22 protein-coding genes are annotated in these 25,730 nt (G+C 45.7%); 12 read left to right on the forward strand and 10 right to left on the reverse strand.

Going from position 1 to position 25,730, the window contains the following annotated elements; translation table 11 throughout:
• Nucleotides 1-15 precede the first annotated feature (15 nt).
• Nucleotides 16-537, forward strand: a complete 522-nt coding sequence (locus APB76_RS19535) for a hypothetical protein (RefSeq protein ID WP_049846490.1) — start codon at nucleotides 16-18, stop codon at nucleotides 535-537.
• A gap of 35 nt (nucleotides 538-572) precedes the next feature.
• On the opposite strand, the gene APB76_RS19540 is transcribed toward APB76_RS19535, so the two are convergent.
• Entirely contained in the window at nucleotides 573-1,511 is a 939-nt protein-coding gene (locus APB76_RS19540) for an ABC transporter substrate-binding protein (RefSeq protein ID WP_049846491.1), read from the reverse strand.
• A 195-nt stretch (nucleotides 1,512-1,706) separates the two neighbouring features.
• On the opposite strand from APB76_RS19540, the gene APB76_RS19545 reads away from it, so the two are divergent.
• Nucleotides 1,707-2,039 carry a DUF1904 domain-containing protein gene (locus APB76_RS19545; protein WP_049846492.1) on the forward strand — a complete coding sequence of 111 codons (333 nt, stop codon included), beginning with the start codon at nucleotides 1,707-1,709 and terminating at the stop codon, nucleotides 2,037-2,039.
• A 28-nt stretch (nucleotides 2,040-2,067) separates the two neighbouring features.
• Entirely contained in the window at nucleotides 2,068-2,910 is an 843-nt protein-coding gene (mepA, locus tag APB76_RS19550; RefSeq protein ID WP_167350329.1) for a penicillin-insensitive murein endopeptidase, read from the forward strand.
• Nucleotides 2,911-2,925: 15 nt separating this feature from the next.
• Here the strand turns inward: mepA and APB76_RS19555 are convergent, their stop codons facing one another.
• From APB76_RS19555 to rdgC, 3 genes are all read right to left on the reverse strand, one after another.
• Nucleotides 2,926-3,180 (reverse strand): YfhL family 4Fe-4S dicluster ferredoxin, encoded by a 255-nt coding sequence (locus APB76_RS19555; RefSeq protein ID WP_004747928.1) that lies wholly within the window; start codon nucleotides 3,178-3,180, stop codon nucleotides 2,926-2,928.
• Between the two features lie 3 nt (nucleotides 3,181-3,183).
• Nucleotides 3,184-4,581: a prephenate-dependent tRNA uridine(34) hydroxylase TrhP gene (gene trhP, locus APB76_RS19560; RefSeq protein WP_054962384.1), complete on the reverse strand. Its 1,398-nt coding sequence runs from the start codon at nucleotides 4,579-4,581 to the stop codon at nucleotides 3,184-3,186.
• A gap of 260 nt (nucleotides 4,582-4,841) precedes the next feature.
• Nucleotides 4,842-5,756, reverse strand: a complete 915-nt coding sequence (gene rdgC / locus APB76_RS19565; RefSeq protein ID WP_054962383.1) for a recombination-associated protein RdgC — start codon at nucleotides 5,754-5,756, stop codon at nucleotides 4,842-4,844.
• A gap of 208 nt (nucleotides 5,757-5,964) precedes the next feature.
• Between rdgC and phoB the strand changes: the two genes are divergently transcribed.
• From phoB to APB76_RS19580, 3 genes are read left to right on the forward strand one after another with little or no spacing between them, the layout of a single operon-like run.
• Nucleotides 5,965-6,654 (forward strand): phosphate regulon transcriptional regulator PhoB, encoded by a 690-nt coding sequence (gene phoB, locus APB76_RS19570; protein ID WP_049846496.1) that lies wholly within the window; start codon nucleotides 5,965-5,967, stop codon nucleotides 6,652-6,654.
• Between the two features lie 24 nt (nucleotides 6,655-6,678).
• Nucleotides 6,679-7,977, forward strand: a complete 1,299-nt coding sequence (phoR, locus tag APB76_RS19575) for a phosphate regulon sensor histidine kinase PhoR (protein ID WP_054962382.1) — start codon at nucleotides 6,679-6,681, stop codon at nucleotides 7,975-7,977.
• On the forward strand, nucleotides 7,977-8,954 hold the full coding sequence (locus APB76_RS19580; RefSeq protein WP_054962381.1) for a PstS family phosphate ABC transporter substrate-binding protein: 978 nt from the start codon (nucleotides 7,977-7,979) through the stop codon (nucleotides 8,952-8,954). The genes phoR and APB76_RS19580 overlap by 1 nt, the downstream gene beginning before the upstream one ends.
• Nucleotides 8,955-9,011: 57 nt before the next feature.
• Here the strand turns inward: APB76_RS19580 and ppx are convergent, their stop codons facing one another.
• Both ppx and ppk1 read right to left on the reverse strand, forming a co-directional pair.
• Nucleotides 9,012-10,511: an exopolyphosphatase gene (ppx, locus tag APB76_RS19585; RefSeq protein ID WP_054962380.1), complete on the reverse strand. Its 1,500-nt coding sequence runs from the start codon at nucleotides 10,509-10,511 to the stop codon at nucleotides 9,012-9,014.
• A gap of 31 nt (nucleotides 10,512-10,542) precedes the next feature.
• Nucleotides 10,543-12,648 carry a polyphosphate kinase 1 gene (gene ppk1 / locus APB76_RS19590; protein ID WP_054962379.1) on the reverse strand — a complete coding sequence of 702 codons (2,106 nt, stop codon included), beginning with the start codon at nucleotides 12,646-12,648 and terminating at the stop codon, nucleotides 10,543-10,545.
• Between the two features lie 196 nt (nucleotides 12,649-12,844).
• Here ppk1 and APB76_RS19595 point away from each other — a divergent pair, with 196 nt between their 5' ends.
• Genes APB76_RS19595 through phoU form a run of 4 tightly spaced genes read left to right on the forward strand, consistent with a single transcriptional unit; the run spans nucleotide 12,845 to nucleotide 18,269 of the window.
• Nucleotides 12,845-15,028 (forward strand): ABC transporter permease subunit, encoded by a 2,184-nt coding sequence (locus APB76_RS19595; RefSeq protein ID WP_054962378.1) that lies wholly within the window; start codon nucleotides 12,845-12,847, stop codon nucleotides 15,026-15,028.
• Between the two features lie 25 nt (nucleotides 15,029-15,053).
• Complete coding sequence (gene pstA, locus APB76_RS19600) at nucleotides 15,054-16,700, forward strand: phosphate ABC transporter permease PstA (protein WP_054962377.1); 1,647 nt, start codon at nucleotides 15,054-15,056, stop codon at nucleotides 16,698-16,700.
• A 2-nt stretch (nucleotides 16,701-16,702) separates the two neighbouring features.
• The gene (gene pstB, locus APB76_RS19605; protein ID WP_049846503.1) at nucleotides 16,703-17,521 is read left to right on the forward strand and encodes a phosphate ABC transporter ATP-binding protein PstB; all 819 of its coding nucleotides are present in this window, start codon (nucleotides 16,703-16,705) and stop codon (nucleotides 17,519-17,521) included.
• 49 nt (nucleotides 17,522-17,570) lie between these two features.
• Nucleotides 17,571-18,269 (forward strand): phosphate signaling complex protein PhoU, encoded by a 699-nt coding sequence (gene phoU, locus APB76_RS19610; RefSeq protein ID WP_049846504.1) that lies wholly within the window; start codon nucleotides 17,571-17,573, stop codon nucleotides 18,267-18,269.
• Nucleotides 18,270-18,284: 15 nt separating this feature from the next.
• On the opposite strand, the gene ppk2 is transcribed toward phoU, so the two are convergent.
• The 4 genes from ppk2 to APB76_RS19630 all read right to left on the reverse strand — a co-directional run bounded on the left by ppk2 (nucleotide 18,285) and on the right by APB76_RS19630 (nucleotide 21,163).
• Nucleotides 18,285-19,067, reverse strand: coding sequence for a polyphosphate kinase 2 (ppk2, locus tag APB76_RS19615; RefSeq protein ID WP_054962376.1), 783 nt, complete (start codon nucleotides 19,065-19,067; stop codon nucleotides 18,285-18,287).
• A 54-nt stretch (nucleotides 19,068-19,121) separates the two neighbouring features.
• Nucleotides 19,122-19,874, reverse strand: a complete 753-nt coding sequence (locus APB76_RS19620) for a copper homeostasis protein CutC (RefSeq protein ID WP_054962375.1) — start codon at nucleotides 19,872-19,874, stop codon at nucleotides 19,122-19,124.
• A gap of 170 nt (nucleotides 19,875-20,044) precedes the next feature.
• Nucleotides 20,045-20,347 carry a YebG family protein gene (locus APB76_RS19625; protein WP_054962374.1) on the reverse strand — a complete coding sequence of 101 codons (303 nt, stop codon included), beginning with the start codon at nucleotides 20,345-20,347 and terminating at the stop codon, nucleotides 20,045-20,047.
• Between the two features lie 129 nt (nucleotides 20,348-20,476).
• Nucleotides 20,477-21,163, reverse strand: a complete 687-nt coding sequence (locus APB76_RS19630) for a TetR/AcrR family transcriptional regulator (RefSeq protein ID WP_237767929.1) — start codon at nucleotides 21,161-21,163, stop codon at nucleotides 20,477-20,479.
• A gap of 96 nt (nucleotides 21,164-21,259) precedes the next feature.
• Here APB76_RS19630 and APB76_RS19635 point away from each other — a divergent pair, with 96 nt between their 5' ends.
• A complete protein-coding gene (locus APB76_RS19635) occupies nucleotides 21,260-22,492 on the forward strand; it encodes an efflux RND transporter periplasmic adaptor subunit (RefSeq protein WP_054962373.1) in 1,233 nt (410 codons plus the stop codon).
• 4 nt (nucleotides 22,493-22,496) lie between these two features.
• Entirely contained in the window at nucleotides 22,497-25,679 is a 3,183-nt protein-coding gene (locus APB76_RS19640; RefSeq protein ID WP_054962372.1) for an efflux RND transporter permease subunit, read from the forward strand.
• The last annotated feature ends 51 nt before the right edge of the window (nucleotides 25,680-25,730 follow it).

Below are 25,730 nucleotides of genomic sequence, written 5' to 3' on the forward strand. Positions count from 1 at the left end.
GTCTAGGGAAAACCAATGAATCGTTGTTTTGTGTTTTTTATCTCTGTGCTGCTGAGTTCAACATTATGGGCGAACACGCTAGTCATATCAGGTGATACAGGTGATGAGTTGAAAGCGACTATACAATCATCGTGGATGCATTGTGAGGAGCAACGTTGGTGTGCTGATGAGCTGTATTACTATCGAGAGAGCTTTATTGCCGAAGCGCAAGTTACCGAGCAGAGCCTTACCGTTGAGTTGTTTGCTGAATACTCACCTCACTTACTCTCTCAATTACAGCTGCATCTGCGCCAAGATGGCTTTGAACTGCTTAGAGTAAAGATTGAAGGGGGAGAGTTTGATGTTGCCTCTGCGGTAAAAGAGTCGTCACTTGCTGAAGCTGATAAAGCGCTAATTCTGTTTCTTAATCGCTACCCCTCGAGTGCTGAACGGACACTTGATTGGCAAAGTCGAGTTTGGCATGCCCAGCTAAAAAGTGATGGCGAGCTAGTCTCGTTGACACTTACCCAGCGTCGCATTCAACCAAGTGGAAACTGATTTGCAAATCTGGACTTGTTTTAACAACAGTTTTCTTATCGGTACTTCATTAACAGTGCTTCACGTACCTTGGTCTGGTCCATATTCGCTTGAGTAGCGAAGATACTATCTGTCGGAATGTTTTTAGGAAAAGGGTTACCGAGAAAAGTTTGATACAAAGCGTACACACCTCGATAGCCCATCTCATAGGGTTGCTGTATCACGAGCCCATAAATTCGACCGTCAGATAGGGCTTCTACAAGAATTTTGTTCGAGTCGAAGCCAATGTGAACTAAATCAGTCGGTGTTTCGAGTGACCCTAAAGCGATTAACACAGCAACGGTTGTGGACTCATTCGGTGTGAAGATGCCATCAAGTTGTTGGATTTTTCCTGTAAGGATTTCTTTGGCATGTTTACGCGCGTCACCAATCTTCAACCCTAAATAGCGGTCTTCAACAATCATTAACCCCGACGATGTTGCACCATCTTCAAAGCCTTGCTCACGGTCGTCTGTTGAAACAACTCCCTTTTCCATTCTTAGTAGAGCTACTTTGCCTTGGTTGCCCAGTTTTTTAGCCATTTTTGTCCCTGCAAGGAACCCTGCGTGGTAGTTATCTGTTGCAATAACGCTGATAACCTCCGCCGAGCCAGTATCTCGGTCGATATAAACGGTCGGAATATCTAGCTCTTTTAGCCGTGCTACATCATCAGCTCTGTCTGCAGAGTTGGGTGCGAGCAATAGTCCAATACACCTGTTTTTTATCACTTGGTCAATGATCATGCGCTGAGCATCAATGTTGGACTCGTCCTTTGGGCCGCGAAAATAAATGGCTAACCCTAGCTCTTGTGCTGCTTTTTCACTGCCAGCTTTAACCGATAGCCAAAAGTCGTGAACAGAGCCGGCTGGAACAACACCAATACAATCTTGAGATAAGCTATAGGAACTGAAACTGAGCAGGAACGGTATCATTAATCGATATAATCCTCTGAGCATCAAGAGAACCTCCGTTAAATACCAATGACTTTATGTTTTCTACTTTCTATCAGTAAGCATAGTGCGCTTCGTCATTTAAGTCGCAATTGCGCTATTAAACAAAAATACGAGCCTGAAATTAAGAATGATCATTTAGAGAGACATTAATGAATATCTTGCTATGATGAGCAAAAATAAAATAGCAGGAAGCATGTTATGCCACATTTACGCTTTAGAGCAGTAGAGCCGCAAACGGTTCAAACACTCTCGAAATCACTTATCGACGATCTGCAGCCGTATATGGATTGCCCACGAGAAGACTTTACCTTTGAGTACATCTACACCACTTTTTATCATGAAGGAGAGGTCAGCCAAGCTTACCCATTCGTCGAAGTGTTATGGTTTGACCGTGGTCAAGAGACTCAAGATGCTGTGGCTAAGATCATCACTAGTCAAGTTCGTGGCATGATAGGCGAAGATGTCGATGTTGCCGTGATTTTTACAGCACTAGAAGCAAGCAGCTACTATGATAATGGTGAACATTACTAGCTAGGGAGTAGGGATGAGAATTAATAAAATGCGAGCTACGGTGCTCTCGTCCTTACTTTCTATGTTTATTGCTCCCGCTTTAGCTACGCCTTGGGAGCAAATCACAACGCCCTCCAAACAACCCCCTCAAGCCATTGGTAGTTATGCTAACGGCTGTTTAGTTGGTGGTTCAGCACTGCCACTACAAGGCGACGGTTATCAAGTTTTACGCAGTCAGCGCGCGCGATATTATGGACACCCGAGTGCGGTGAGCTTTGTTCAAAGGCTGTCCGAGGTGACTAAGCATAAGCTCAAAACAAGACTGCTTATTGGTGACATCTCATTGCCGCAAGGTGGGCGCTTTTCAACCGGTCATACTAGCCACCAAACAGGGCTCGATATTGATATTTGGCTACGCTTGGCAGACTCACCACTTTCACAAACGGATCTAGAGCAGCCAATGCCGATGAGTTTGGTTAACCTAAAGCAATATGCGCTGTTAAAAAACAGTTGGGAGTCACGTCATTTTCAACTGATAAAAATGGCTGCAAGTGACGACCAAGTCGCGCGGATATTTGTTCACCCGGTAATTAAAGAAAAACTCTGTACTACGGAAGGGAAAGTCGAGAGGGAATGGCTCCGCAAAGTTCGACCTTGGTGGGGGCACCACTACCATATGCATGTGCGCTTGAAGTGCCCACAGGGGAGCATGATTTGCAAACCTCAAGCCGAACCACCTCAGGGAGATGGTTGTGGTGCGGAGCTGGCGAGTTGGAAGCCACAACCAAAACCCGCAGCGCCCAAGGTAGCGAGCAACAAGTCGAAAAAGAAAAAACGTTCAATCATGCCAGTACAATGTCAGCAACTACTAAACAAAAACGCCGCTCGATGAGCGGCGTAATTTTTATTAAGCTAAACCTTGGATGATGACGAACTTCTCTAATAGTTCTTCATCAGTTTCAACGTGATTTGGATCTGTGATGATACATTTTGTTATCGGGCACACAGACTGACACGTTGGCTTTTCATAGTGACCTTTACACTCTGTGCAGAGATCGGGATCGATCTCGAAGATAGTGTCACCCATGGTAATCGCGCCATTTGGGCACTCAGGATCACACATGTCACAGTTGATGCACTTGTCAGTAATCAGTAGCGCCATTGCTTACTTACCAGTTGGATTGCGAGTATCCTGACCTGAGTTTAGGTTACGCATTAATAGGCCGTATTCTAGGTCCATATCCTCAGGAACTGGGATGAATACAAAGTGGCCGTTTCCTTTTGCGTCCTCAATTTTTTCTGACTTGCGGTTTTCCATAGCTTCAAGAGTGAAGATGACGTTGCCTCTTGGTGTCATTAGCTCAAGGCTGTCACCAACTAAGAATTTGTTCTTCACTTCAACTTCTGCTAGATCACCACGGCGTTTGCCCGTGAATTCACCGACGAACTGTTGCGCGTCAGAAACTGAGTAGCCGTAGTCGTAGTTTTGGTACGCATCATGAGTGTGACGACGTAGGAAACCTTCTGTATAACCACGGTGTGCTAGGCTCTCTAGCGTGCCCATTAGGTTTTCATCAAATGGCTTGCCTGCAACTGCATCATCGATCGCTTTACGGTAAACTTGCGCTGTACGAGCACAGTAGTAGAAAGACTTAGTACGGCCTTCAATCTTCAGTGAGTGAACCCCCATCTTGGTTAGGCGCTCAACGTGTTGAACAGCACGTAGGTCTTTTGAGTTCATGATGTAAGTGCCGTGCTCATCTTCGTAAGCAGCCATCTTTTCTTCTGGGCGGTGCGCTTCAGAAAGTAGAACCACTTCATCTGTAGGCTTGCCACGGCCGATCGTCGTTTCAGGACGCTCATCCTGAACTTCAACCGCTTGCGCTTGTGCAGGGTCAAATTTCTCTACGATGTCGCCAGTGTCGTTCTCTTTGCCTTCTTCAACTTTATATTCCCAGCGACATGCGTTAGTACATGTACCTTGGTTAGGATCACGCTTGTTGATGTAACCAGAAAGTAGGCAACGGCCAGAGTAAGCCATACATAGAGCACCGTGAACGAATACTTCTAGTTCCGTTTCAGGACAGTGCTCACGAATCTCTTCGATCTCTTCTAGAGAAAGCTCACGAGATACAATCACACGCTCAACGCCGTTAGCTGACCAGAATTTTACGGTTGCCCAGTTCACTGCGTTCGCTTGAACTGACAGGTGAATTGGCATTTCTGGGAACGCTTCACGAACCATCATGATTAGACCCGGGTCAGACATAATTAGTGCGTCTGGGCCCATCTCAACAACTGGTTTTAGGTCGCGGATGAAGGTTTTTAGCTTAGAGTTGTGCGGTTGAATGTTACATACCACGTAAAGCTTCTTGCCTTGGGCATGCGCTTCGTCGATACCGATTTTAAGGTTCTCGTGGTTGAACTCGTTGTTACGTACGCGAAGGCTGTAACGAGGTTGACCAGCGTATACCGCGTCTGCGCCGTAGGCAAATGCGTAACGCATGTTTTTAAGGCTACCTGCAGGTGACAGTAGCTCTGGTACGAATGCTTTCTCAGTCATGTGTAATTCTCTTAATCTGATCTCAAGTCAGGCCGATTCCACCACATGGGATCGGGGGCGCAAATTTTACGTCAAAATGTGACTTGTGACCAGAGTTGAATGTGAACGAAATTTGTTCGAGGCATGAATGACCAGAATAGCTACTGCTTTCCAAGTCGCTTGAGGGGAGTTTGATATTCGAAATGATGCGCAGAGCAATGTCTGCGCATACTTGTCACAATAGCTACACAGGTCACTCTTAAATGTCCTGTGACAAATCTTTATGCGTTAGGGTGAGGTAAGCCGCCTAAACACTCATAAAGATTTGGCAAGAATGCGCCAAGCTCACCACACAGTAGTGAGAAGTCAGCGTCAAAGCGTGCTGCTTGGTCTTCACGTGGGATATCATCATTTTGATCTTTAAGCTCGTCAGAGAACTTAAGACGCTTGATGCTACCATCCTCAGCTAAGATAAATTCGATACGTTCTTGCCACCAAAGCGCTAGTTTAGTCACGACTTTATCGGCATCAATATGGCTGCGGATCTCGTCTGCTGTCAGCTCTTGTTTCTTACAGCGGATCACGCCGCCTTCCTCAAGTACCGATTTCAGCTCTGCTTCATCAAGCATCTGCATGCCTACTGGTGTTTCACCGGTTTTCACCCATTCTGTTAGCGTTGTTTCGACCGCTTTCTCAGGGATAGCAGGAACCACGGGCAGACTGCCCATGGTTTTACGCAGCAGCGCTAAAACGTCTTCTGCTTTTTTGAAGCTACTCGCATCGACTAAAATAAAGCCTTCTTTTGGTAGTATAAGCACATACGTGTAGTTACTGCGGCTAAAGGCGCGCGGTAGCAAGTCGATCACGATGTCTTCTTTCAGGTTGTCTTTCTCTTTTTTCTTCAGAGGGCGACCTTCTTGCGCTTCAAGTGCTTCTACCTTGGCGTTTAAAGAGTCTTTGATCACTGAAGCCGGAAGCATTTTTTCTTCTTTTTTGGCGCAGATAAGAATGCGGTTTTCTGAAACGTGCGTCATCATGTCGCCATGTTTGCCCATCGCGGTAACCCAACCAAATTTCTGCTTATCTTGGCTACCACACGGGGTAAAACGAAACTCAGCTAATTGTTTTTCAAGTTGATCTGCGTTGAACTCGATATCACGGTTAAAACGATATACCAGACAGTTTTTAAACCACATACTCTTTCTCTATACCTTTAAAATAGTTGCCAATCATAAAGACTTTTGCCGCGCTTGTCTTACTGCAAACACACAATAGTGGGATGAAAGTTATATGAAAATTTGTTTTCAAAGGTCACAAAAGTGTCATAATTGCTAGTGATAATGCTTAGCGTTGCACAAGGGTCAATTACCCAAGATAACTTAACTTACATAAGGTTATTAGATTATGTCTAGAAGGATTCTGGTTGTTGAAGACGAAGCACCAATTCGCGAAATGCTTTGCTTTGTACTTGAACAGAAAGGTTACCAAGCGGTGGAAGCGGAAGATTACGACAGTGCGGTAACTAAACTGGCTGAACCCTTCCCAGATCTCGTGTTGCTAGATTGGATGCTACCTGGTGGCAGCGGTATCAACTTTATCAAACATATGAAGCGCGAAGAGCTAACTCGTAACATTCCGGTTGTGATGTTAACAGCTCGAGGTGAAGAAGAAGATAAAGTGCGTGGCCTTGAAGTCGGTGCTGATGACTACATCACTAAACCGTTTTCACCCAAAGAGCTAGTGGCGCGTTTAAAGGCGGTTATTCGTCGTGTCACACCAACGGCGTTAGAAGATGTGATTGACGTCCAAGGGCTTAAGCTAGACCCAGTTTCACACCGCGTGACAGCAAATGGAGAAGCTCTCGACATGGGACCGACAGAGTTCAAAATGTTGCATTTCTTTATGACTCACCAAGAGCGTGTGTACAGCCGGGAGCAGCTATTGAACAATGTTTGGGGCACCAACGTGTATGTGGAAGACCGTACCGTCGATGTACATATTCGTCGATTACGTAAGGCGCTTGAGGCTGCAGGACACGACAAGCTGATTCAAACCGTGCGTGGCGCAGGCTATCGGTTCTCGACCAAAGCGTAAAAACAGTACCATTTGGAGAGGTAAGTGGTAGAACGGTTAACTTGGAAAAAGCTAGCCTGGGAGCTGGCTTTTTTTTACACCCCTTGGGTGATTGTAGGTTGGATCTTCGGACATATGCCGTGGTTGCTTTTAGCTGCCACGGTTTTGCAGCTTGTATGGCATTTACATAACCAGATGCGCCTATCTGCATGGCTATGGGATGAAAAGCGTCTTACTCCACCTTCGGGTAGCGGCAACTGGGAGTCTCTGTTTAACGGTATTTACCGCTTGCAGCAGCGCCAGCGTAAAAAACGCAAAGAGTTGACCAACTTAATTCGCCGTTTCCGTAATGGTGCCGAATCGCTACCCGATGCCGTTGTGGTATTTCGGGGTGAAGGTAATATTGTTTGGTGCAACAAGCTTGCACAGCACCTGCTTGGTTTCAAATGGCCAGATGATTCAGGTCAGCCTATTTCGAATCTGATTCGTACCCCTGACTTTATTAAGTACCTTAATAAACAAGACTTTTCAGAACCCCTCGAGATGCGTTCACCACTTAATGTTGAACGCATGCTAGAGCTACGTATTGTGCCCTACACCGAAGGTGAGCACTTGATGGTGGTACGTGATGTATCTCAGCTCAAGCAACTCGAAGGGATGCGCCGTAACTTCTTTGCCAATGTTTCTCACGAGCTAAGAACGCCGATGACAGTGCTACAAGGTTATCTAGAGATGACCGAAGACCCTGACATGGTGGTGGGCCCAATGTGGACCAAAGCCCATGGCGTGATGACCGAGCAGCTTAATCGAATGAATAGCCTGGTCAATCAGCTCTTAACTTTATCTAAGATTGAAGCCGCGCCAATGCATGAGCTAGAAGATGTCGTTAATGTACCTGCCATGTTAGAAGTGCTGGAGAAAGAGGCCATCAGTTTGAGTGGGGATCTTGAGCACAAACTGTCATTTGATGTTGATAATAGTTTACGTGTACTCGGTGATGATGATCAGCTACGCAGTGCCATTTCTAATTTGGTTTACAATGCGGTGAAATACACGCCTGCGGGTGCAGATATTCGCGTACGCTGGTATCAGTCGGCTCAAGGGGCGCATTTAGAAGTGGAAGATAGCGGTGATGGTATCGAACCCCAGCATCTACATCGGTTGACAGAGCGATTCTATCGGGTTGATAAAGCTCGTTCACGTGACACCGGTGGCAGTGGCTTGGGTTTGGCGATTGTTAAGCATGCGCTAAGCCACCATGACTCCCATCTAGACATTCACAGTGAAGTTAGCGTCGGCAGCAAATTCTCATTCATTTTGCCACCAAGACTGGTGGTGAGCTGATGAAACAAAATGTCGCATTTGCAATCCTTAGCTTCTGCTTCTCTGTTTCTGCACTGGCCGTTGATGGGCAGGTGGCTGAGGAACTGCCAAGCTACAGCAAAAAGTCAGGCATCACGGGGAGCTTAACCACGGTTGGTTCTGATACCTTAGCGGGGATGACAACTTTATGGGTTGAAGAGTTTAAGCAACTTTACCCTAGTGTGAATGGCCAGGTGCAGGCATCTGGCTCTTCGACCGCCCCTCCAGCTTTGACAGAACGCACTGCACAGTTTGGCCCAATGAGTCGACCGATGCGAAATCGTGAAATTGAAGCCTTTGAAAGAGAGCATGGGTACAAACCAACCGAGCTGAGAATAGCAATTGATGCGATAGGGATCTTTGTCCATCGAGATAACCCAATCAAAGGGCTTAACTTCGCTCAGCTTGATAGTATTTTTTCTGCGACCCTTCGTTGTGGCTCTAACTCTCATATTAATTCTTGGGCTGATTTGGGGTTAGACTATCAATGGGCGAAGCGAGGCATGCAGCTATTTGGTCGCAACTCGGTGTCTGGCACTTACGGCTACTTTAAGAAAAATGCCCTATGCGGTGGGGATTTTAAAAACAACGTTAACGAGCAACCGGGCTCGGCGTCGGTTGTTCAATCTGTCAGCTCAGCAATCAACACTATTGGGTATTCGGGTGTAGGTTATCAAGTGTCTGGAGTAAAGCTACTGCCGATTGCTAAATCAGGTCATGACTACGTAGAAGCAAGTAAGGAAAATATCTTATCAGGTAAGTACCCACTATCTCGATACCTCTATGTTTATCTGAATAAGAACCCTATTAAACCCCTTAGTCCAATAGAGCGTGAATTCATTCGTTTTATCTATTCTAAGCAAGGGCAAGCCTTGGTGACTAAAGATGGCTACATTCCAATTTCTGCCGATATTGCACGTCGAGAGTTAGCCAAAGTGGGCATTGCTGAACCTGAATAAAGAAAGTCCACTTTCACGCAACCTTTGACAGTTGGAGTTATGCGCTTGTGTTTACTTCTAGAAACTCAACTCCCAGCCAGCAGCGAGCCAATACTCCTGTTCACTGCTTAAGTCCGCATCAAGCAATTTGTTTGACTCTAACCAGCTCTCATCTTGTGAAGTGAGTGTCCACTTATCGCCATCGATAGAAAGGGTCAGTGTTGGAAGTGGATCATCATTTCGCTGCCCGTTGAGCAAGATGGCTAAACGTAAGATGCGTATCAAGCTAACAATGTGCTTCTTTTTGAATAGGGTAAACTCTTCCATCTCATGCAGTTTGAGTGCTTTTCGTTGAAATCGGACCAACATTGCTAACACTCGTTGTTGTTCGCGGTTAAACCCCGGCATATAGGTATTGCGCAGAATATAAGCCGAATGGCGATGGAAAGCTTGCAAGCTGATACTCAGCCCTACTTCATGTAACAGGGCACTCCACTCTAGTAAATCGAACAGCTCCGAACTTTTCTTTATCCCCAAATCTTTATGTACTTGTTGTAAGAAATCAGTCGCTTGAGTTTTGATTTTTGCTGCATGGTCTAAATCAACTAGATGTTTGCTGGCTAGGTTTTCTGTCGTTCGCATGCGAATGTCAGAGCGCTTGAAGCTGTCTTCCATTTCAAACAGCAATCCTTCGCGTAGTGCGCCTTCAGAAAAGTGCATCTCCGAGACTTTTAGGCTGTTTATAATAGCCGATAAGATGGCGACGCCTGCGGCAAATACGGGTTTTCGTTCAGGTGCAAGTCCACTCAGTTCAATATCACCAATAGTCTCCCATTCGCACAATACGCTGATTAACTTATCAAGACGTTTAGCGGTGATCAGGCCATCTTCAAAGCCTAAACCAATAAGAACTTCACTAATTGCCTTGATAGTCCCTGAAGAACCAAATGCGATATCCCAACCTTTCTTTTTGTAACGATAGGCTAAAGACTCCATTTTTTGCTCTGCGGCCAGAACGGCTTTAGTGAAGTTTTTTTTCGACAGCTTGTCATTGGCAAAGTAGCGCTTAGTGTAGCTAACACAACCCATCTGTTTGCTGTTGATTAGTTCAGGGTTAAAGCCGCGACCAATGACTATCTCGGTACTACCACCACCAATATCGACCACAAGCTTAGAATCAGATTCAGGTTGAGTATGGGCGACACCCAGATAGATCAGGCGCGCTTCTTCAATGCCGGGAATAATTTCTATTGGAAAAGGGAGCACTTCACGTGCGCGCTGCAAAAAGATATGTGAGTTGTTAGCCTGGCGCAGGGTATGGGTCGCGGCGATACGAACATTTTGCTCTTTAAATCCTTGTAGGCGTTCAGCAAACATCGTCAAACATTCCAGCCCGCGCTCTATTGAGGCGTTGTCTAAATTTTTTTGTCCATCAAGCCCTGCTGCAAGGCGAACCCTTTGCTTGTGGCGGCTGACAAGTTGTAAATCTTGTTCAACGACTCGCGCAACCACCATATGGAAGCTGTTGGAACCTAAATCGATAGCGGCAACATCACGAATGTCCGGAGTTTGAGTCATTTGATACCAACCTAAGTAAGTCGTTGACCAGTCACTTATCCAGGTTGGTATGCAACTGTTCTTTACGTTTCTGATTCTTTGTTTGTTTTTCTATATTTTTAAGATAGTCGTAAATGGCAATTTGCGAGCGGACTTTCTTACGGTTTCCACGCGGCACATAGCTATTGCTCATTTCTTTATCGATCCACCTTGCCTTAACTGTATCGGTAAAATGGATGTTAATGATGTCAATAATGCGTTGTTTAAGACGTTCGTCACGAACAGGAGCTGCGACTTCAATGCGATGGTCGATGTTTCGGGTCATCCAGTCAGCCGATGAGATGTAAACCTGCGGGTCACCATCATTGTGCGCAATCACAACTCTTGGGTGTTCCAGAAAGCGGTCAACGATACTGATGATCTGAATGTTTTCGCTGATTCCTTCGATTCCTGGTACCAAAGAACACATACCGCGGATGATCATTCTAATTTCAACGCCAGAGGCACTAGCGCCATAGAGTTTATTGACCAGCCCTTTATCAACCAAGTTATTCACTTTTAAGATTAAGGCTGCTTTCTTGCCTGCTTTAGCGTTAGCGATTTCATTGTCGATTAAACGATACATTTGCTTACGTGAGTTGCGTGGTGAAACAATCAGATGCTCGAATCTAACCGGGCGATATGGGTTTTCAATATAGCCAAATACGTTATGCACTTCGCTGGTGAGTTCAGGGTCGGCTGTTAGCAACGAGAAGTCGGTATAGATACGGGCAGTTTTTTCATGGAAATTTCCAGTCCCGATGTGGGCATAGCGAACGATCTCTTCGCCTTCACGGCGGCTAATTAGCAGCAGTTTGGAGTGAATTTTAAGACCGGGGACACCAAAGATGACCTCAACCCCCGCTTCTGTAAGCACTTTCGACCACTCAATATTCGCTTCTTCATCAAAGCGTGCTTGAAGCTCGACAACGACAGTAACGGCTTTGCCATTATGAACGGCATCAATCAGTGAATTCATTAAGCGTGAATCTTTAGCCACACGGTAGATATTAATTTTAATGCTCAGTACCTTAGGATCGAATGAGGCCTGACGAACCCATTCACTGATATGCTCAAAAGTATGGTACGGGTAGTAAAGTAAAATATCCTGAGCTTTGATGGCATCGAACTTGTTGGCGTGGCCGTCAAAGTCTGCACATTGCATTGGTGGTAGCGGTTTGTTCTCTAGATATTCGCGCCCAACGTTAGGAAAGCCGATAAAGTCTTTGAAGTTATGGTAACGCCCGCCCGGAATCAAACTGTCGTAATTAGAGACTTGGAGTTTATCGCACAAGAAATCGAGCATCTCTTGCGGCATATCTCTTTCGTAGACAAATCGAACTGGCATCGCGGTTAAACGCTGGCTCACACCTTCGGACATCTGTTCTAACAAACTATGCTCAACCTCATGGCTTAAATCATACTCAGCATCCCGAGTCATTTTCATTGCGTAGCCGTAAAGCGTGTCATAGTTAAAGAAGCCGCTAAATAGCTCATCCAAGCAATGGCGTATGATGTTGTCGAGCAATATGATGGTTTTACGGCGTTTGCCTTTCTGCTCAGGCACCATGACAAAGCGAGGCAGGTGATCAGTTGGGATCTCTATCAAAGCGTACTGATTGCGTTGCTCGGTTTTTAGTTCAACCGCGATATAAGCGTATTCGTCTTTGAGAAATTGCAGAACATCGATGTCATCGCGCATCATCAAAGGGGTAATGTGAGGCAGTACTTCTTTGCGGAAATATTTTCTTACCCACTTTTGCTGAGTTTCACTGAGCTGTGTTTCGTTGACTAAAAAGATTCGACGCCTAGCCATATCACGGATCAACTCTGCATAAAGTTCGTCAAAGCGCTCGTTGAGTTTGAGTGCTTTGGTCTGCATCTTAGTCAGCAAGTGCTTAGAATTGTCGTTACCGCCTCGCTCTTGGTTAATTAGAATTCGGCGTTTCACATCGGCAAAGCGAACTTTATAAAACTCATCTAAGTTATTGGAAAATATGCCAAGAAATCGAATGCGTTCGATTAAAGGGACATGTTTGTCAGCGGCTTCTTGTAAGACACGTTCATTGAAAGAAAGCCAGCTTAATTCCTTTTCAATATACAGTTTTTCTGCGCTCATGCTCTTACCCTTTAATCAGACTGAGAAAGTCAAATATTGAGAAAACACTCAGATGGATAGCAACTTAAGGTGTTAGTATGACAGTTTTATTGCATTTTTTTATTGCATTGTTTTCAGTTGTTTATTGCGATCTGTAATATAATTGTCACCTAATAGAAATATTATACCCTCGGACGAAAATAGGTAAGAGCAACAGATGGGCAAAGCAGACTTCTCATTGCGAGAGCGTGATCAAAAGCGACTAATTAAAGATCGATTAGTGCGTCTTGCTGTATCCGCTGGTGGTGTGGGAGTTTTAGCCGCTCTGGTTTTGATTTTTGTTTATCTTGCCATGATGGTATTGCCACTGTTTAGTGATGCTAAAATTACTCCAAACGTACGCTCGATTCCGATTTCAAGTTCGCAGCCTGTGGCTTTGGGTATAGATGATACAGGAGAAGGCGCTTTTGTTATTTCTGCCCAAGGTAATATCGACTTTTGGTCGCTAAAGAATCCAACTAGCAAGCCCGTGTTATCGCAGAAAGTTAGTCACCCTAATGATTTGTTTGCGCAGTCGTTAGCCGTATATGGGTTATATGGCTTTGCTACACGAACGGGCGAGGTGAACATCGTTAAGCCAAATCTCAGTTTGGAAATTGAGCAAGGTGCGCGTAAGTTTTCGCCGAGTATCAGTGAATTGACAATACAACTAGATCTTCATCGTGATGGAAAAACGCTGAATAAATTCGCTTTTTCAACCCAAGATAATTTAACCTTGGTCGGGTGGTATGATGACCACTCGGTGCAAGTACGTTGGCAAGCTGAAGGAAAGATACACCAATACACGTTTTCTGAGCCATTGCCAGATTTAGAACAGTTAATTCTCACGCCTGATGGAAATACCCTCTACCTACGTTCGGGATCTGAGCTTATTGTTGCGCTAAAGCAGGGGGATAAGTTTCAAGTTCGAGAGCTAGTGGATCTTAGCCAAGACCGGCCTGAACATGCCGTGACCGATATTGATCTGCTTCCTGGCGCCTATTCGCTGTTGGTTACCCACCAAGACGGTCTTGTTTCTCAATGGTTTGATGTGCTGATGGACGGAGAACGATACTTAACACATATCCGTCAGTTTAAGCTTGCGTCGGAGCTTCAGTTCCTATTGCCAGATACCTACCGTAAAGGTTTCTACAGCTTTTATATTAATGGTACAGTTCAAAGCCATTACACCACCAGTGAAAAGTTGGTGATGTTTGAGCGTGCCTACACCAAAGCCCCTTTGCTAGCGGCGATGTCGAATAACGAATCGTATTTATTGGCTATCGATAACAATGCATTAAATCTCGCAGTGATTGATAACCCGTTCCCAGAAGTTTCTCTTTCCTCTCTTTGGCAGAAAGTCTGGTATGAAGGTTATCCAGAACCGGAGTTTGTGTGGCAGACGACTTCAGCTAGTGATGAGTTTGAGGCCAAATTCAGCTTGGTACCAATTGCATTCGGTACATTGAAAGCGGCCGCGTTCGCAATGCTGTTCGCTATTCCTATCGCGGTTTTAGGGGCTATTTATACCGCCTATTTTATGGCGCCAAAAATGCGCAGAGTAGTCAAACCTTCTATTGAACTGATGGAAGCGCTACCTACGGTTATCATAGGTTTCCTCGCTGGATTATGGTTTGCCCCGATAGTTGAAAGCCATCTAGCGGCAGTTGTGGCGTTGATGTTGTTCTTACCTTTATCGACCATACTTGTAGGATTCTTGTGGCATAACGTATCCAAACAGTGGTCAGGGCAGTTTTCTAATGGTTGGCATGCCGCGATTTTGATGCCAATTGTGGTTGTAATCTGTGCAGTCATTTTGTCGCAGAGTGGCAACATTGAAACGATATTCTTTAATGGTGATGTCAGAGTCTTCCTTGCTGAGCATGGCATCGACTTTGATCAACGCAATGCGCTAGTGGTTGGCTTTGCGATGGGATTTGCGGTTATCCCTACGATCTTTACTATTGCAGAAGATGCTATTTTCTCGGTACCCAAGCATTTGTCAGATGGTTCACTTGCCTTGGGGGCCACGCCATGGCAAACGCTGATTCATGTTGTTCTATTGACGGCAAGTCCAGGAATCTTTTCGGCAATTATGATGGGTCTAGGGCGCGCCGTTGGCGAAACCATGATTGTGCTTATGGCTACAGGAAATACCCCCATTATGGATTGGAATATCCTAGAAGGAATGCGTACCTTGTCTGCAACGATTGCGGTTGAGATGCCAGAGTCTGCGGTGGGGAGCTCTCACTATCGGATCTTATTCCTAGCGGCTTTATTGCTGTTAGTCTTTACCTTTGCGGTCAACTCTTTAGCTGAATGGGTGCGCGAACGTCTACGTGACAAGTATCGCTCGCTGTAAATCGAATTATTAGGAAACCTTCTACGTGTTTAAGTGGTTAAAATCAGGCTCTCCTTGGATATGGTTAACAGGTGGTGCAGTTAGCATTAGTCTGTTGTCTGTGTTAGGGCTGTTGCTGCTTATCGGTTGGAAAGGACTTTCCTATTTTTGGCCTGCGCCACTCTATCAATGGCAGACAAAGCAAGGTGACGTTTTAGTCGGCCAAGTATACTCACAAGAGTATGTGCCAATTAGCCATTTACGAGAAATGGACGTTGATTTACCTGCAGATGTCGTTGAAAAAGGCTTAGTAAAAAGAGTCAGCATTAAAATTGCTAATCGCGACCTTTATTCATCAGACTTTATATCGTTATTTGAAATTGACTTAGATGAACCGACAAAACCAGAAAACTGGGCGGTGATCGAGCGAGCGCGTAGTGGTGACTTCTATGGTCAACCAGTGGGCTATTTACACGCAGATGGGCGAGTAAGTCGCAATATCGCCCAAGACTATACTGCGGGAATTGCGTTTGCTGAAACTCTGCGTGATGAAATTGAAAACCTCATTGAACGAGATGTTCGAGTTATCAATGCTCAGGCAGAAAGGTTACGCTTAGAAAAGAGAAAGCGCAGTCTGAATGGCACGCTAGATGATGAGTTTCTTTCTCTGTATCAAAGCCAAAATACCAAATACACCCAGCTACTTGACGCAACCGAATTTCAGCTCGATAGTCTGCGCAGCCAATTAGCCAATCAAGGCTTAATTGTTGAAGATATGACAGGCCAACGAGTCACGATTCCATTGAATGATATTCTTGATTTGTGGTACCCGAACCAAATGAATCTAGCAGAGAAAATTGCCAGGTGGGGTAAGCAGGCGTGGAAGTTTTTATCTGATGATCCTCGCGAGTCTAACTCTGAGGGCGGTGTGTTCCCTGCGATGTTCGGTACAGTGCTACTGGTGCTGATCATGTCGGTCATAGTGATGCCACTGGGTGTGATTGCGGCTATCTATCTTCACGAGTACGCTAAGAACAATGCGTTCACCCGCTTAATTCGAGTGGCAGTGATTAATCTCGCAGGTGTACCTTCAATTGTATATGGTGTATTTGGATTAGGGTTCTTTGTTTACACGCTAGGCGGCTCAATCGACTCACTATTCTATGCCGAGAAACTGCCAACCCCGACCTTTGGTACTCCCGGACTGTTATGGTCAGCATTAACGCTTGCAGTACTAACGCTTCCTGTGGTGATAGTCGCTACCGAAGAAGGTTTAACTCGAATTCCGAGTTCAGTTCGTCACGGTTCTTTGGCGTTAGGCGCGACTCAGTTTGAAACCATGTGGCGAATTGTATTGCCAATGGCGAGCCCGGCGATTATTACTGGTTTGATTCTTGCGGTCGCTCGCGCAGCGGGTGAGGTGGCTCCGTTGATGTTAGTCGGTGCGGTGAAATTGGCGTCGAGCTTGCCTGTCGATAGCCAATTTCCGTTCTTACATTTAGAGCGTAAGTTCATGCATTTAGGTTTCCATATCTATGATGTTGGCTTCCAAACCACTAACATTGAAACAGCAAGACCTTTGGTTTACGCCACGTCATTTTTACTCGTGACAGTGATTGTAGGCTTGAACTTAACCGCAATCAGCATTCGCAATAACTTGCGTGAGAAGTACCGAACTTTAGGACAAGATTAACCATGTTTTCAGTCAATCAAACACTCGGCTATCAAGCCCCCTTGGATGTGAATAATCTGAGCGATGAGCAAACGGCGATTGCTATCGAAGGGTTAAACTTGTACTACCAAAGCAGCCAAGCGTTGCACGATGTTTCGATGAGAATTCCAAAAGGGCAGGTCACCGCTTTTATCGGTCCTTCTGGTTGTGGAAAATCGACACTGCTTCGCTGTATCAACCGCATGAACGATCTTGTTGATGGTTGTCGTGTCGAAGGCAAGGTCAAACTACACGGAAAAAACGTTTACCACCCGAAAGTCGATGTCGCTACGCTTCGCCGCCGAGTGGGTATGGTGTTCCAGCGGCCGAATCCGTTTCCCAAGTCTATCTACGAAAATGTGGTGTATGGCTTGCGTCTGCAAGGGATCAAAAATAGCCGCGCTCTTGATGATGCAGTCGAGCGCTCTTTGCGTGCTTCGGCGCTATGGGATGAAGTCAAAGATCGCTTACATGAAAATGCATTTGGATTGTCAGGTGGTCAACAGCAGCGTTTGGTTATCGCGCGTGCAATTGCGATTGAACCTGAGGTATTGCTACTCGATGAGCCAACCTCCGCACTTGATCCTATTTCCACTTTAACCATTGAAGAGCTGATCAACGACCTGAAAACCAAATATACTGTAGTTATCGTTACCCATAACATGCAGCAGGCGGCGCGAGTGAGCGACCACACTGCCTTTATCCATATGGGCAAGTTGATCGAGTACTCAGATACGGATTCCATTTTCACGTCGCCATTGAAAAAGCAGACTGAAGATTATATTACGGGTCGATACGGCTAATTCGTCGTATTAGAATTTTTACTTATCCATTGGGAGATTAACGTTAACTATGAATTTTGGACGCCACATATCAGGTCAGTTTAATGTCGAGCTAGAGTCGATCCGAACCCACGTATTGACTATGGGTGGTTTGGTCGAACAGCAGTTATCGTTTGCGATGCAGGCGCTGCACAAAGAAGACATCGAGCTGGCGAGAAAAGTGGTGCGCGATGATCATAAAGTTAACGCGATGGAAGTTTCGATCGATGAAGCCTGTACTCGTATCATTGCCAAGCGTCAGCCAACGGCAAAAGATTTACGACTGATTATGGCGATCATTAAAACCATTACCGATTTAGAACGTATTGGCGATGTTGCAACCAAGATTGCATACGTCGCGATTGAGAGCCCTTCATCGCAAGAGCGCCAGTTTCATGTTTCTCTTGAGCCACTATGTCGCCAAGCGATTGCTATGCTGCACCAAGTACTTGATGCTTTTGCGCGTATGGATGTTGATGCGGCAGCCGAAGTGTATAAGCTTGACGATAAGATTGATGCTGAATACGAAGCAGTGATTCGTCAGTTGATGACCTATATGATGGAAGATCCAAAAAATATTCCCAATATCCTTCAGGTCATGTGGTCTGCTCGTGCGATAGAGCGAGTCGGGGATCGTTGTCAGAACATCTGCGAATACATCATCTATTTTGTCAAAGGCAAAGATGTTCGCCACTTGGGCGAACAAAGTATTGATGACGCGCTGCGTTAATACTCTCTATCGTAGTTAGTATTTTTGTGGAACAAACGTTTGTTCTTCAAGTGGAGCTCGAATATAGCCTTCTTTGTTGAGATTAGGTAGATGAATTTCTGGGTAGGTGAGGTCTTGGTATTCTATCTGTTCGAGTAGGTGGCTAATACAGTTTAAACGCGCGCGTTTCTTATCATCAGAAGGTACCACCCACCAAGGACATTGTTTGGTGTCTGTATAAGCGAACATTTTATCTTTGGCTTCAGAGTATTCAGCCCAGCGGTTGCGCGATTCTAAATCCATTGGGCTGAATTTCCAGCGCTTAATGGGGGTTTTGATACGTTCTAAGAAGCGCTTTTCCTGTTCTTCATCGGAAACCGAAAACCAGTATTTGAGCAAAATGGTGCCAGAACGCTGCAACATACGCTCGAACTCGGGGCAAGAACGTAGAAATTCATCATATTGTTCTTCGTTGCAAAAACCCATGACCTTTTCAACCCCAGCTCGGTTATACCAGCTACGGTCAAACAGTACGATCTCACCAGCAGCGGGAAGATGAGCAACGTAGCGCTGGAAGTACCATTGGGTCTTTTCTTTTTCCGTTGGAGCGGGTAGGGCGGCAACTCGACAAACCCTAGGGTTAAGCTTCTCAGTGATGCGTTTAATGACGCCACCCTTACCTGCAGCGTCCCGACCTTCAAAGATAACAACAACTTTTAACCCTTCTTGCTTAACCCACTCCTGTAGCTTAACCAGTTCAATTTGCAGGCGTCGAAGTTCGTTCTCGTAGATTTTCTTATCAAGCTTGTTCTTGCCCATAATGCACTCCTTTGTTATCAAAAGGTTAGCACTAGTAAGCGTTTGATGAGAGTTTTATCGCTGAGAACTGAGAGTTTCTACGACCTTTTTAATCGCTGTCCTGTCTGTGACTGGAATGGTGAAATCATCGACATTTTGATTACCCATTTTGGCCGCATCTCGGATGCTAGTCATGACACTTGAGCGGGTACTCTTGCCCGAGAGATGAACTTCCCTGACGCCAGTTTGCTGAACGATGTTTTGAACATTGTCGGCTGTTAGTCCAGCACCTGCCATGATTGAGATTCTACCATCAGCCAGCTCAACCATCTGTTTTAATACAGGTGCGCCTTGCTCAACATTGGCAGCCAAACCTGAGGTTAGAATGCGTTCGCAACCGAGTGAGATAACTTGTTCGAGGGCTTGTCGCCAGTCACTGCTTTGATCGATGGCTCGATGAAAAGTGACGCCTAAGTTGTACAACTTCGCGCGCTGAGTAAGCTGTTCGGCTAGTGGCATATCGATATGTCCATCGGCACTCAGCACTCCCAGCACTACGCCTTCTAATCCAGCCTCTGCTGCCGCTTCGATGTCGAGTAACATGGCCTCAATATCATCTTGGTCGTACAAGAAGTCTCCTTGCCTTGGACGAATCATGGCGAAGATAGGGATAGGGGAGATTTGCGCCGCTTTTTTCATCATGCCAAAGCTGGGTGTTAATCCACCAAGCGCTAAAGAGGAGCATAGCTCAATGCGTGTTGCGCCGCCGCTAATCGCATTATGCAGTGATTCAAGATTATCGATGCAAACTTCAACGTGGTACTTCATTGGTAAAGCTCTCTGAAGATAAAGTTGGCGCTATTTTAACAGTAGGCGCGGAAGATATTAGGGTAAAGGTTGAGGATTTGATTTCCTCAAAACGGCGGAAGTAGATGTGTTGGATTGAAACAAAAAACCTCAGCATGAGCTGAGGTTTAAGATCTTGAGCAGGAGCTAGGTTAAGCGGCGTCGTCTTGTGCTTGTTCAGCGTCTGCGACTGCTTCAACCTTTTTAGGCTTCTTAGGTGCAGGTTTGCGTTTTGCACCCAGTGCGTAGAGCACTTCTTCTTTGTTTTGTGCTAGGAACATAGCCAAGTCTTCTTTCTTGCCTTCGTCTTCTAGCAGTTCACTTTTACCTAGTAGCTCATAAAGCTCATCAGCCATATCAAGCATTTTGTCATATGCGTCAGCTTCCGCTTTAGAGGTAAAAGTCATTTTCTCTTCTCCGTTGCGTTCTACCACGTACTTGACGATTACAGCCATGGTTGGTCCTCTAACTCAAATTATCAAAAATATTCACTGTCTGTTTATACAGCTTATTGGTGGCAAAGTCTAGGTAGCACAGGCTATCATGAGGTTGAGAACGGTAAAAACTTGGTAACGCGCTGTTCACTATGAAGAAGACAATGGAGTGCAGGACTGGAAAAGATGCTCAGTCGCTATCTTGGCAACGCTTTCTAGCATTTCTGGTGGAGGATTATCTATCGAGTGAATCTGCAGTCCATCGAGCATGGTAACTGCATAATGCGTCATTACTTGAATATCGGCACCTTGCACGAGCTGACCATCATTCTCGGCTCTTTCAAAACGATGTTGGATGAGCTGAATAAACTCTGCGCGCATCTTTAGAGCAGATGTTTTAACCACATGAGAATCATCACTGCAAGCCAGAGAACTTTGGATCATCAAGCACCCTTTGTTCTTCTCGTTGCTGCATTTTGCTTCAGCAGTGCGAGAAAAAATTGTCTCAATGACATCGCGAATTTGAGGCTGTTCTAATGCAGTGAAGAAAGGCGCTCCTTCACGATGTTTATACATTTCTACAGCTTGAAAATAGAGTTGCTCTTTATTGCCAAAAGTTGCGTACATACTTGGCTTGTTGATGCCCATTGCTTTGGTGAGATCTTTGAGCGACGCACCGTCGTAACCTTGTGTCCAAAAGACATCCAAGGCTTTCTCAAGAGCGACTTCTTTATCAAAGCTTTTTGGGCGACCACAGGTTAAACGGACCATAATTTCATTCAATAACTTCTCATATATGACACTCAAATGGTAAATCGCAGGGCGTGCGTTGTCCATATCGAAAATGCATTCATTTGGTAAATTTAACTTGATCAATATCAAAGCTTAGGATTATTATACCGATCGGTACAAAAATAATGTAAGGATAGCGAGATGGTAGGTAAACACCTTAAAACCCCCCTTCTACTTATCTCAATTGCAGCACCTTTGGTGTTGTCGGGATGTCAGGATTCACATGCAGAAGTGACTCAGTCCGCACCACCAGCTCCTGGTGTTGAAGTGGCAGAGGTTCTAGTTGAAACCATCACTGAGCTTGATGAATATACAGGTCGTTTAGAGTCACCTCAGACAGTATCGGTGATACCGCGAGTGTCGGGCTACGTTGAGCAAGTGCATTTTGAAGAAGGCATTATGGTTGAAGAAGGCGATGTTCTATTCTCAATTGATGATCGAGCATTTGTGGCAGAAGTGGCGCGACTAGAGGCGGAGCTAAGCAGTGCCAAAGCAAGTTACAACCAATCAATCAAAGATCACCAGCGAGCTCTAAAGCTCAACAAAAATAACGCTATTTCACAAGAAACGGTGGATGCTCGTTTTACCGCTAAGCAGCGCAGCGCAGCAAGTGTCGCGGCGATTAAAGCTTCATTGTCTCAAGCCAAGTTAGATCTTGCCTTTACTCAAGTCACGGCGCCGATTACTGGCAAGGTTTCGAGAGCTGATATCACTAAAGGTAACTATGTGTCTGCGGGTAATACTCAGCTCACCACGCTAGTATCGACTGCTCATATGTACGCTTACTTTGATGTCGATGAAGTGACGTTTCTGAAATACCAGAAATTGAACAAGCTTAAAGCGGGTGAAGGTTACGCGAAACAGTTGGTGCAGCTTGGCTTGGCCAATGATGCAGCTTACCCACGAGTAGGGCACATCGACTTCGTTGATAATGCAATCAATCAAGCTACAGGAACGATTCGAGTTCGCGCGGTATTTGACAACAAAGATCAGTCTTTATGGCCAGGTATGTTTGCTAAATTGCGCATTACGGGCTCAAGCAGCTACGAAGGTATGTTGATAGACAATCGTGCGGTGGGTACTGACCTCAACAACAAATATGTGTTGGTTCTTGATGACAACAATATCGTGCAATATCGCGCGGTTTCTCTGGGTGAAAAACTCAATGGCTTGCGTATTGTGGCAGACGGGTTATTGCCAGGCGATAAAGTGGTGGTGAATGGCCTGCAACGTGTACGTGCCAACATGCCGGTTACACCGAGTGAAGTCTCAATGGCGAATGAATTAACGTTATCAATGCTGCGTGACCAACAAGATCTGATTGACCAACAGCGCCAATCTCTTACCACAGCGGCATTAAACGAGAAAGGATAACGGGATGTTTTCTCAGTATTTTATTCGTAGACCGATCTTTGCTTCGGTCTTATCGATACTCATTTTTATCGCAGGTGCGTTATCAGTGTGGCAGTTGCCTATTACTGAGTATCCTGAAGTTGTACCTCCTACGGTCGTTGTTACGGCAACATACCCAGGCGCAAACCCTAAAGTCATAGCCGACACGGTTGCATCTCCTCTTGAAGAGGAAATTAACGGTGTCGAAGATATGTTGTACATGTCTTCGCAAGCCACCTCCGATGGGATGATGACCTTAACGGTAACCTTTGAAATTGGCACTGACGCTGACAAAGCACAAAGCTTAGTGCAAAGTCGCGTTGACCGCGCATTACCAAGGTTGCCAGAAGAGGTTCAGCGTTTAGGTGTTGTTACCGAGAAGTCGTCTCCTGACTTGACCATGGTGGTTCACCTTTACTCTCCAGATGAACGCTACGATTTGCTCTACTTGGCAAACTATGCGGCGCTTAACGTACGTGATGAAATTACCCGTATTGAAGGTGTTGGCGCAGTGCGTGTATTTGGTGGCGGTGAGTACAGCATGCGTATCTGGCTTGATCCTAATAAGGTCGCTGCACTTGGCTTGAACCCTACTGAAATCATTGCAGCCGTTCGTGAGCAAAACCAACAAGCAGCGGCAGGCAGTCTAGGCGCGCAGCCAAGCGGTAATTCTGATTTCCAATTGTTGATCAATGTGAAAGGTCGTCTCACCGATGTTGAAGAGTTTGAAAACATCATCATCAAAGTCGGTGAAAACGGTCAAATCAACCGCTTGAAAGATGTAGCTCGCATTGAGTTAGGTGCTGAAACCTATTCACTACGTTCACTATTGGATAACCAAGATGCAGTAGCGATTGGTGTTTTCCAAGCTTCAGGTTCGAATGCGATTCAAATCTCTGAAGATGTGCGCAGCAAGATGGCCGAGCTTGAACAGAGCTTCCCACAAGGTGTGGCATACGACATCGTTTATGACCCGACAGTCTTTGTTCGTGGCTCAATTGAAGCGGTTGTCCAAACGCTACTTGAGGCAGTATTGTTGGTCGTTTTGGTTGTGGTGCTATTCCTACAAACGTGGCGCGCGTCAATCATCCCGCTGGTGGCCGTTCCGGTTTCTTTGGTCGGTACGTTTGCTTTCATGCACTTGATGGGCTTTTCACTCAATGCGCTATCGCTGTTTGGTTTGGTGCTGGCGATAGGTATTGTTGTCGATGATGCCATAGTGGTGGTGGAGAATGTTGAACGAAACATAGCGGAAGGCTTGGCACCGATTCCTGCAACGGAAAAAGCGATGCGTGAAGTGACAGGGCCTATCGTCGCTACGACTTTAGTGCTTGCTGCGGTATTTATCCCAACCGCCTTTATGTCTGGCTTAACCGGACAGTTCTATAAGCAGTTTGCGCTGACGATTACCATCTCGACCTTTATATCTGCGATTAACTCTTTGACTTTGAGTCCGGCTTTATCGGCACTGTTACTAAAAGGTCATGATCAGCCTAAAGATTGGCTGACGCGTGTGATGGATTCACTGTTTGGACGTCTGATTTTTGCTCCGTTTAATAAGCTGTTTAATAAAGGTGCTAGTGCCTACGGTTACGTGGTGAAGAAAACCATCCGTCTCGGTGCCTTGATTGGTGTTATCTATGTTGGATTACTTGGCCTAACGGCTTATCAGTTTGATCAAACGCCAACAGGTTATGTGCCAGGGCAAGATAAGCAGTACTTAGTCGCTTTTGCTCAGTTACCTGATGCGGCGTCTCTTGAGCGTACCGATGCTGTGATTCGTGAAATGTCTGAGATTGCACTTGCCCAACCTGGTGTTGAACACTCGGTGGCTTTCCCAGGATTAAGTATCAATGGATTTACCAATAGCCCGAACAGCGGCATTGTCTTCACGCCATTGTCTGATTTTGAAGACCGACAAGATCCTAGTTTGAGTGCGGGCGCGATCGCGATGCAACTTAACCAGAAGTTTGCTGCGATTCCCGATGCCTTTATTGCCATCTTCCCGCCGCCACCAGTTCAAGGTCTGGGCACGATTGGTGGCTTTAGGTTACAAATCCAAGATAGGGGTAATCACGGCTATGAGGCTTTGTATCAGGTCACTCAACAAGTGATCATGAAGGCTTGGGCTGATCCTGCGTTGACAGGCGTATTCTCAAGCTATCAGGTCAATGTGCCACAATTAGAGCTAGACGTAGATCGCACTAAAGCGCTGAAACAAAATGTCTCGTTAGATGATGTCTTTGCGACACTGCAATCTTACATGGGCTCAACTTACGTCAACGACATCAACCGATTTGGCCGTACTTATCAGGTGAATGTTCAGGCTGATGAAGCGTTTCGTCAAAACCCTGAGCAGATTCGCCAACTTAAGGTAAGAAATGCCGATGGAGAAATGATCCCACTTGGCTCATTTGTCAATGTTGATAACGTTGCAGGACCTGATCGCGTCATGCATTACAACGCCTACAAAACCGCAGAAATCAACGGTAGCCCAATGCCGGGGGTTAGCTCTGGTGAAGCGCAGGCAGCGATTGAAAAGATTCTTGCAGAGACGTTGCCAATCGGTATGACCTACGAATGGACGGAGCTCACTTATCAGCAAAAACTTGCCGGTAATACAGCAACCTTAATCTATCCATTGGTGATTTTACTGGTGTTCTTAGTACTGGCAGCACAGTACGAGAGTGTGCGTTTACCTATGGCGATTATTCTGATTATTCCAATGACGCTGTTGTCAGCGATCAGCGGTGTGATCTTGTGGGGAAGTGACAACAATATCTTTACCCAAATAGGTTTGATTGTATTAGTTGGTTTGGCGACCAAGAACGCAATTTTAATTGTTGAGTTTGCCAAGGAATTGCAGGACAGAGGTCGTACAGTCATGGACGCAATCTTAGAGGCATCTCGCCTACGTTTGCGCCCGATTCTGATGACATCTATCGCCTTTATTATGGGCGTGGTTCCTATGGTGTTCTCAACTGGCGCAGGTGCCGAAATGAGACAAGCGATGGGCATTGCAGTCTTTTCCGGCATGATTGGTGTCACTGTGTTTGGACTCCTGCTCACTCCGCTGTTCTACTACGTACTGGCAAAACGTGGCCAACAGAAGAAACAAGCAGTTGAACACAATATTGCACTTGAACCTGCAAATGAATCCACTGTCTGATCCCGCTCATTAGGATTCTTAGGGCAACTCTGGTTATTGGAGTTGCCCTTT

Origin of the sequence: Vibrio bivalvicida (genome assembly GCF_001399455.2) — a bacterium.
Lineage (GTDB): Bacteria > Pseudomonadota > Gammaproteobacteria > Enterobacterales > Vibrionaceae > Vibrio > Vibrio bivalvicida.

Excerpts from the sequence above, each read along its gene's own strand:
- phoB (WP_049846496.1), top strand. The coding sequence starts at position 5,965 with ATGTCTAGAAGGATTCTGGTTGTTGAAGACGAAGCACCAATTCGCGAA.
- mepA (WP_167350329.1), top strand. The coding sequence starts at position 2,068 with ATGCGAGCTACGGTGCTCTCGTCCTTACTTTCTATGTTTATTGCTCCC.
- APB76_RS19635 (WP_054962373.1), top strand. The coding sequence starts at position 21,260 with ATGGTAGGTAAACACCTTAAAACCCCCCTTCTACTTATCTCAATTGCA.
- APB76_RS19625 (WP_054962374.1), bottom strand. The coding sequence starts at position 20,347 with ATGGCTGTAATCGTCAAGTACGTGGTAGAACGCAACGGAGAAGAGAAA.
- ppx (WP_054962380.1), bottom strand. The coding sequence starts at position 10,511 with ATGACTCAAACTCCGGACATTCGTGATGTTGCCGCTATCGATTTAGGT.
- APB76_RS19595 (WP_054962378.1), top strand. The coding sequence starts at position 12,845 with ATGGGCAAAGCAGACTTCTCATTGCGAGAGCGTGATCAAAAGCGACTA.
- APB76_RS19630 (WP_237767929.1), bottom strand. The coding sequence starts at position 21,163 with ATGGACAACGCACGCCCTGCGATTTACCATTTGAGTGTCATATATGAG.
- APB76_RS19640 (WP_054962372.1), top strand. The coding sequence starts at position 22,497 with ATGTTTTCTCAGTATTTTATTCGTAGACCGATCTTTGCTTCGGTCTTA.
- APB76_RS19540 (WP_049846491.1), bottom strand. The coding sequence starts at position 1,511 with ATGCTCAGAGGATTATATCGATTAATGATACCGTTCCTGCTCAGTTTC.
- pstB (WP_049846503.1), top strand. The coding sequence starts at position 16,703 with ATGTTTTCAGTCAATCAAACACTCGGCTATCAAGCCCCCTTGGATGTG.
- APB76_RS19620 (WP_054962375.1), bottom strand. The coding sequence starts at position 19,874 with ATGAAGTACCACGTTGAAGTTTGCATCGATAATCTTGAATCACTGCAT.
- APB76_RS19545 (WP_049846492.1), top strand. The coding sequence starts at position 1,707 with ATGCCACATTTACGCTTTAGAGCAGTAGAGCCGCAAACGGTTCAAACA.
- APB76_RS19580 (WP_054962381.1), top strand. The coding sequence starts at position 7,977 with ATGAAACAAAATGTCGCATTTGCAATCCTTAGCTTCTGCTTCTCTGTT.
- phoU (WP_049846504.1), top strand. The coding sequence starts at position 17,571 with ATGAATTTTGGACGCCACATATCAGGTCAGTTTAATGTCGAGCTAGAG.
- APB76_RS19555 (WP_004747928.1), bottom strand. The coding sequence starts at position 3,180 with ATGGCGCTACTGATTACTGACAAGTGCATCAACTGTGACATGTGTGAT.
- ppk2 (WP_054962376.1), bottom strand. The coding sequence starts at position 19,067 with ATGGGCAAGAACAAGCTTGATAAGAAAATCTACGAGAACGAACTTCGA.
- ppk1 (WP_054962379.1), bottom strand. The coding sequence starts at position 12,648 with ATGAGCGCAGAAAAACTGTATATTGAAAAGGAATTAAGCTGGCTTTCT.
- APB76_RS19535 (WP_049846490.1), top strand. The coding sequence starts at position 16 with ATGAATCGTTGTTTTGTGTTTTTTATCTCTGTGCTGCTGAGTTCAACA.
- trhP (WP_054962384.1), bottom strand. The coding sequence starts at position 4,581 with ATGACTGAGAAAGCATTCGTACCAGAGCTACTGTCACCTGCAGGTAGC.
- rdgC (WP_054962383.1), bottom strand. The coding sequence starts at position 5,756 with ATGTGGTTTAAAAACTGTCTGGTATATCGTTTTAACCGTGATATCGAG.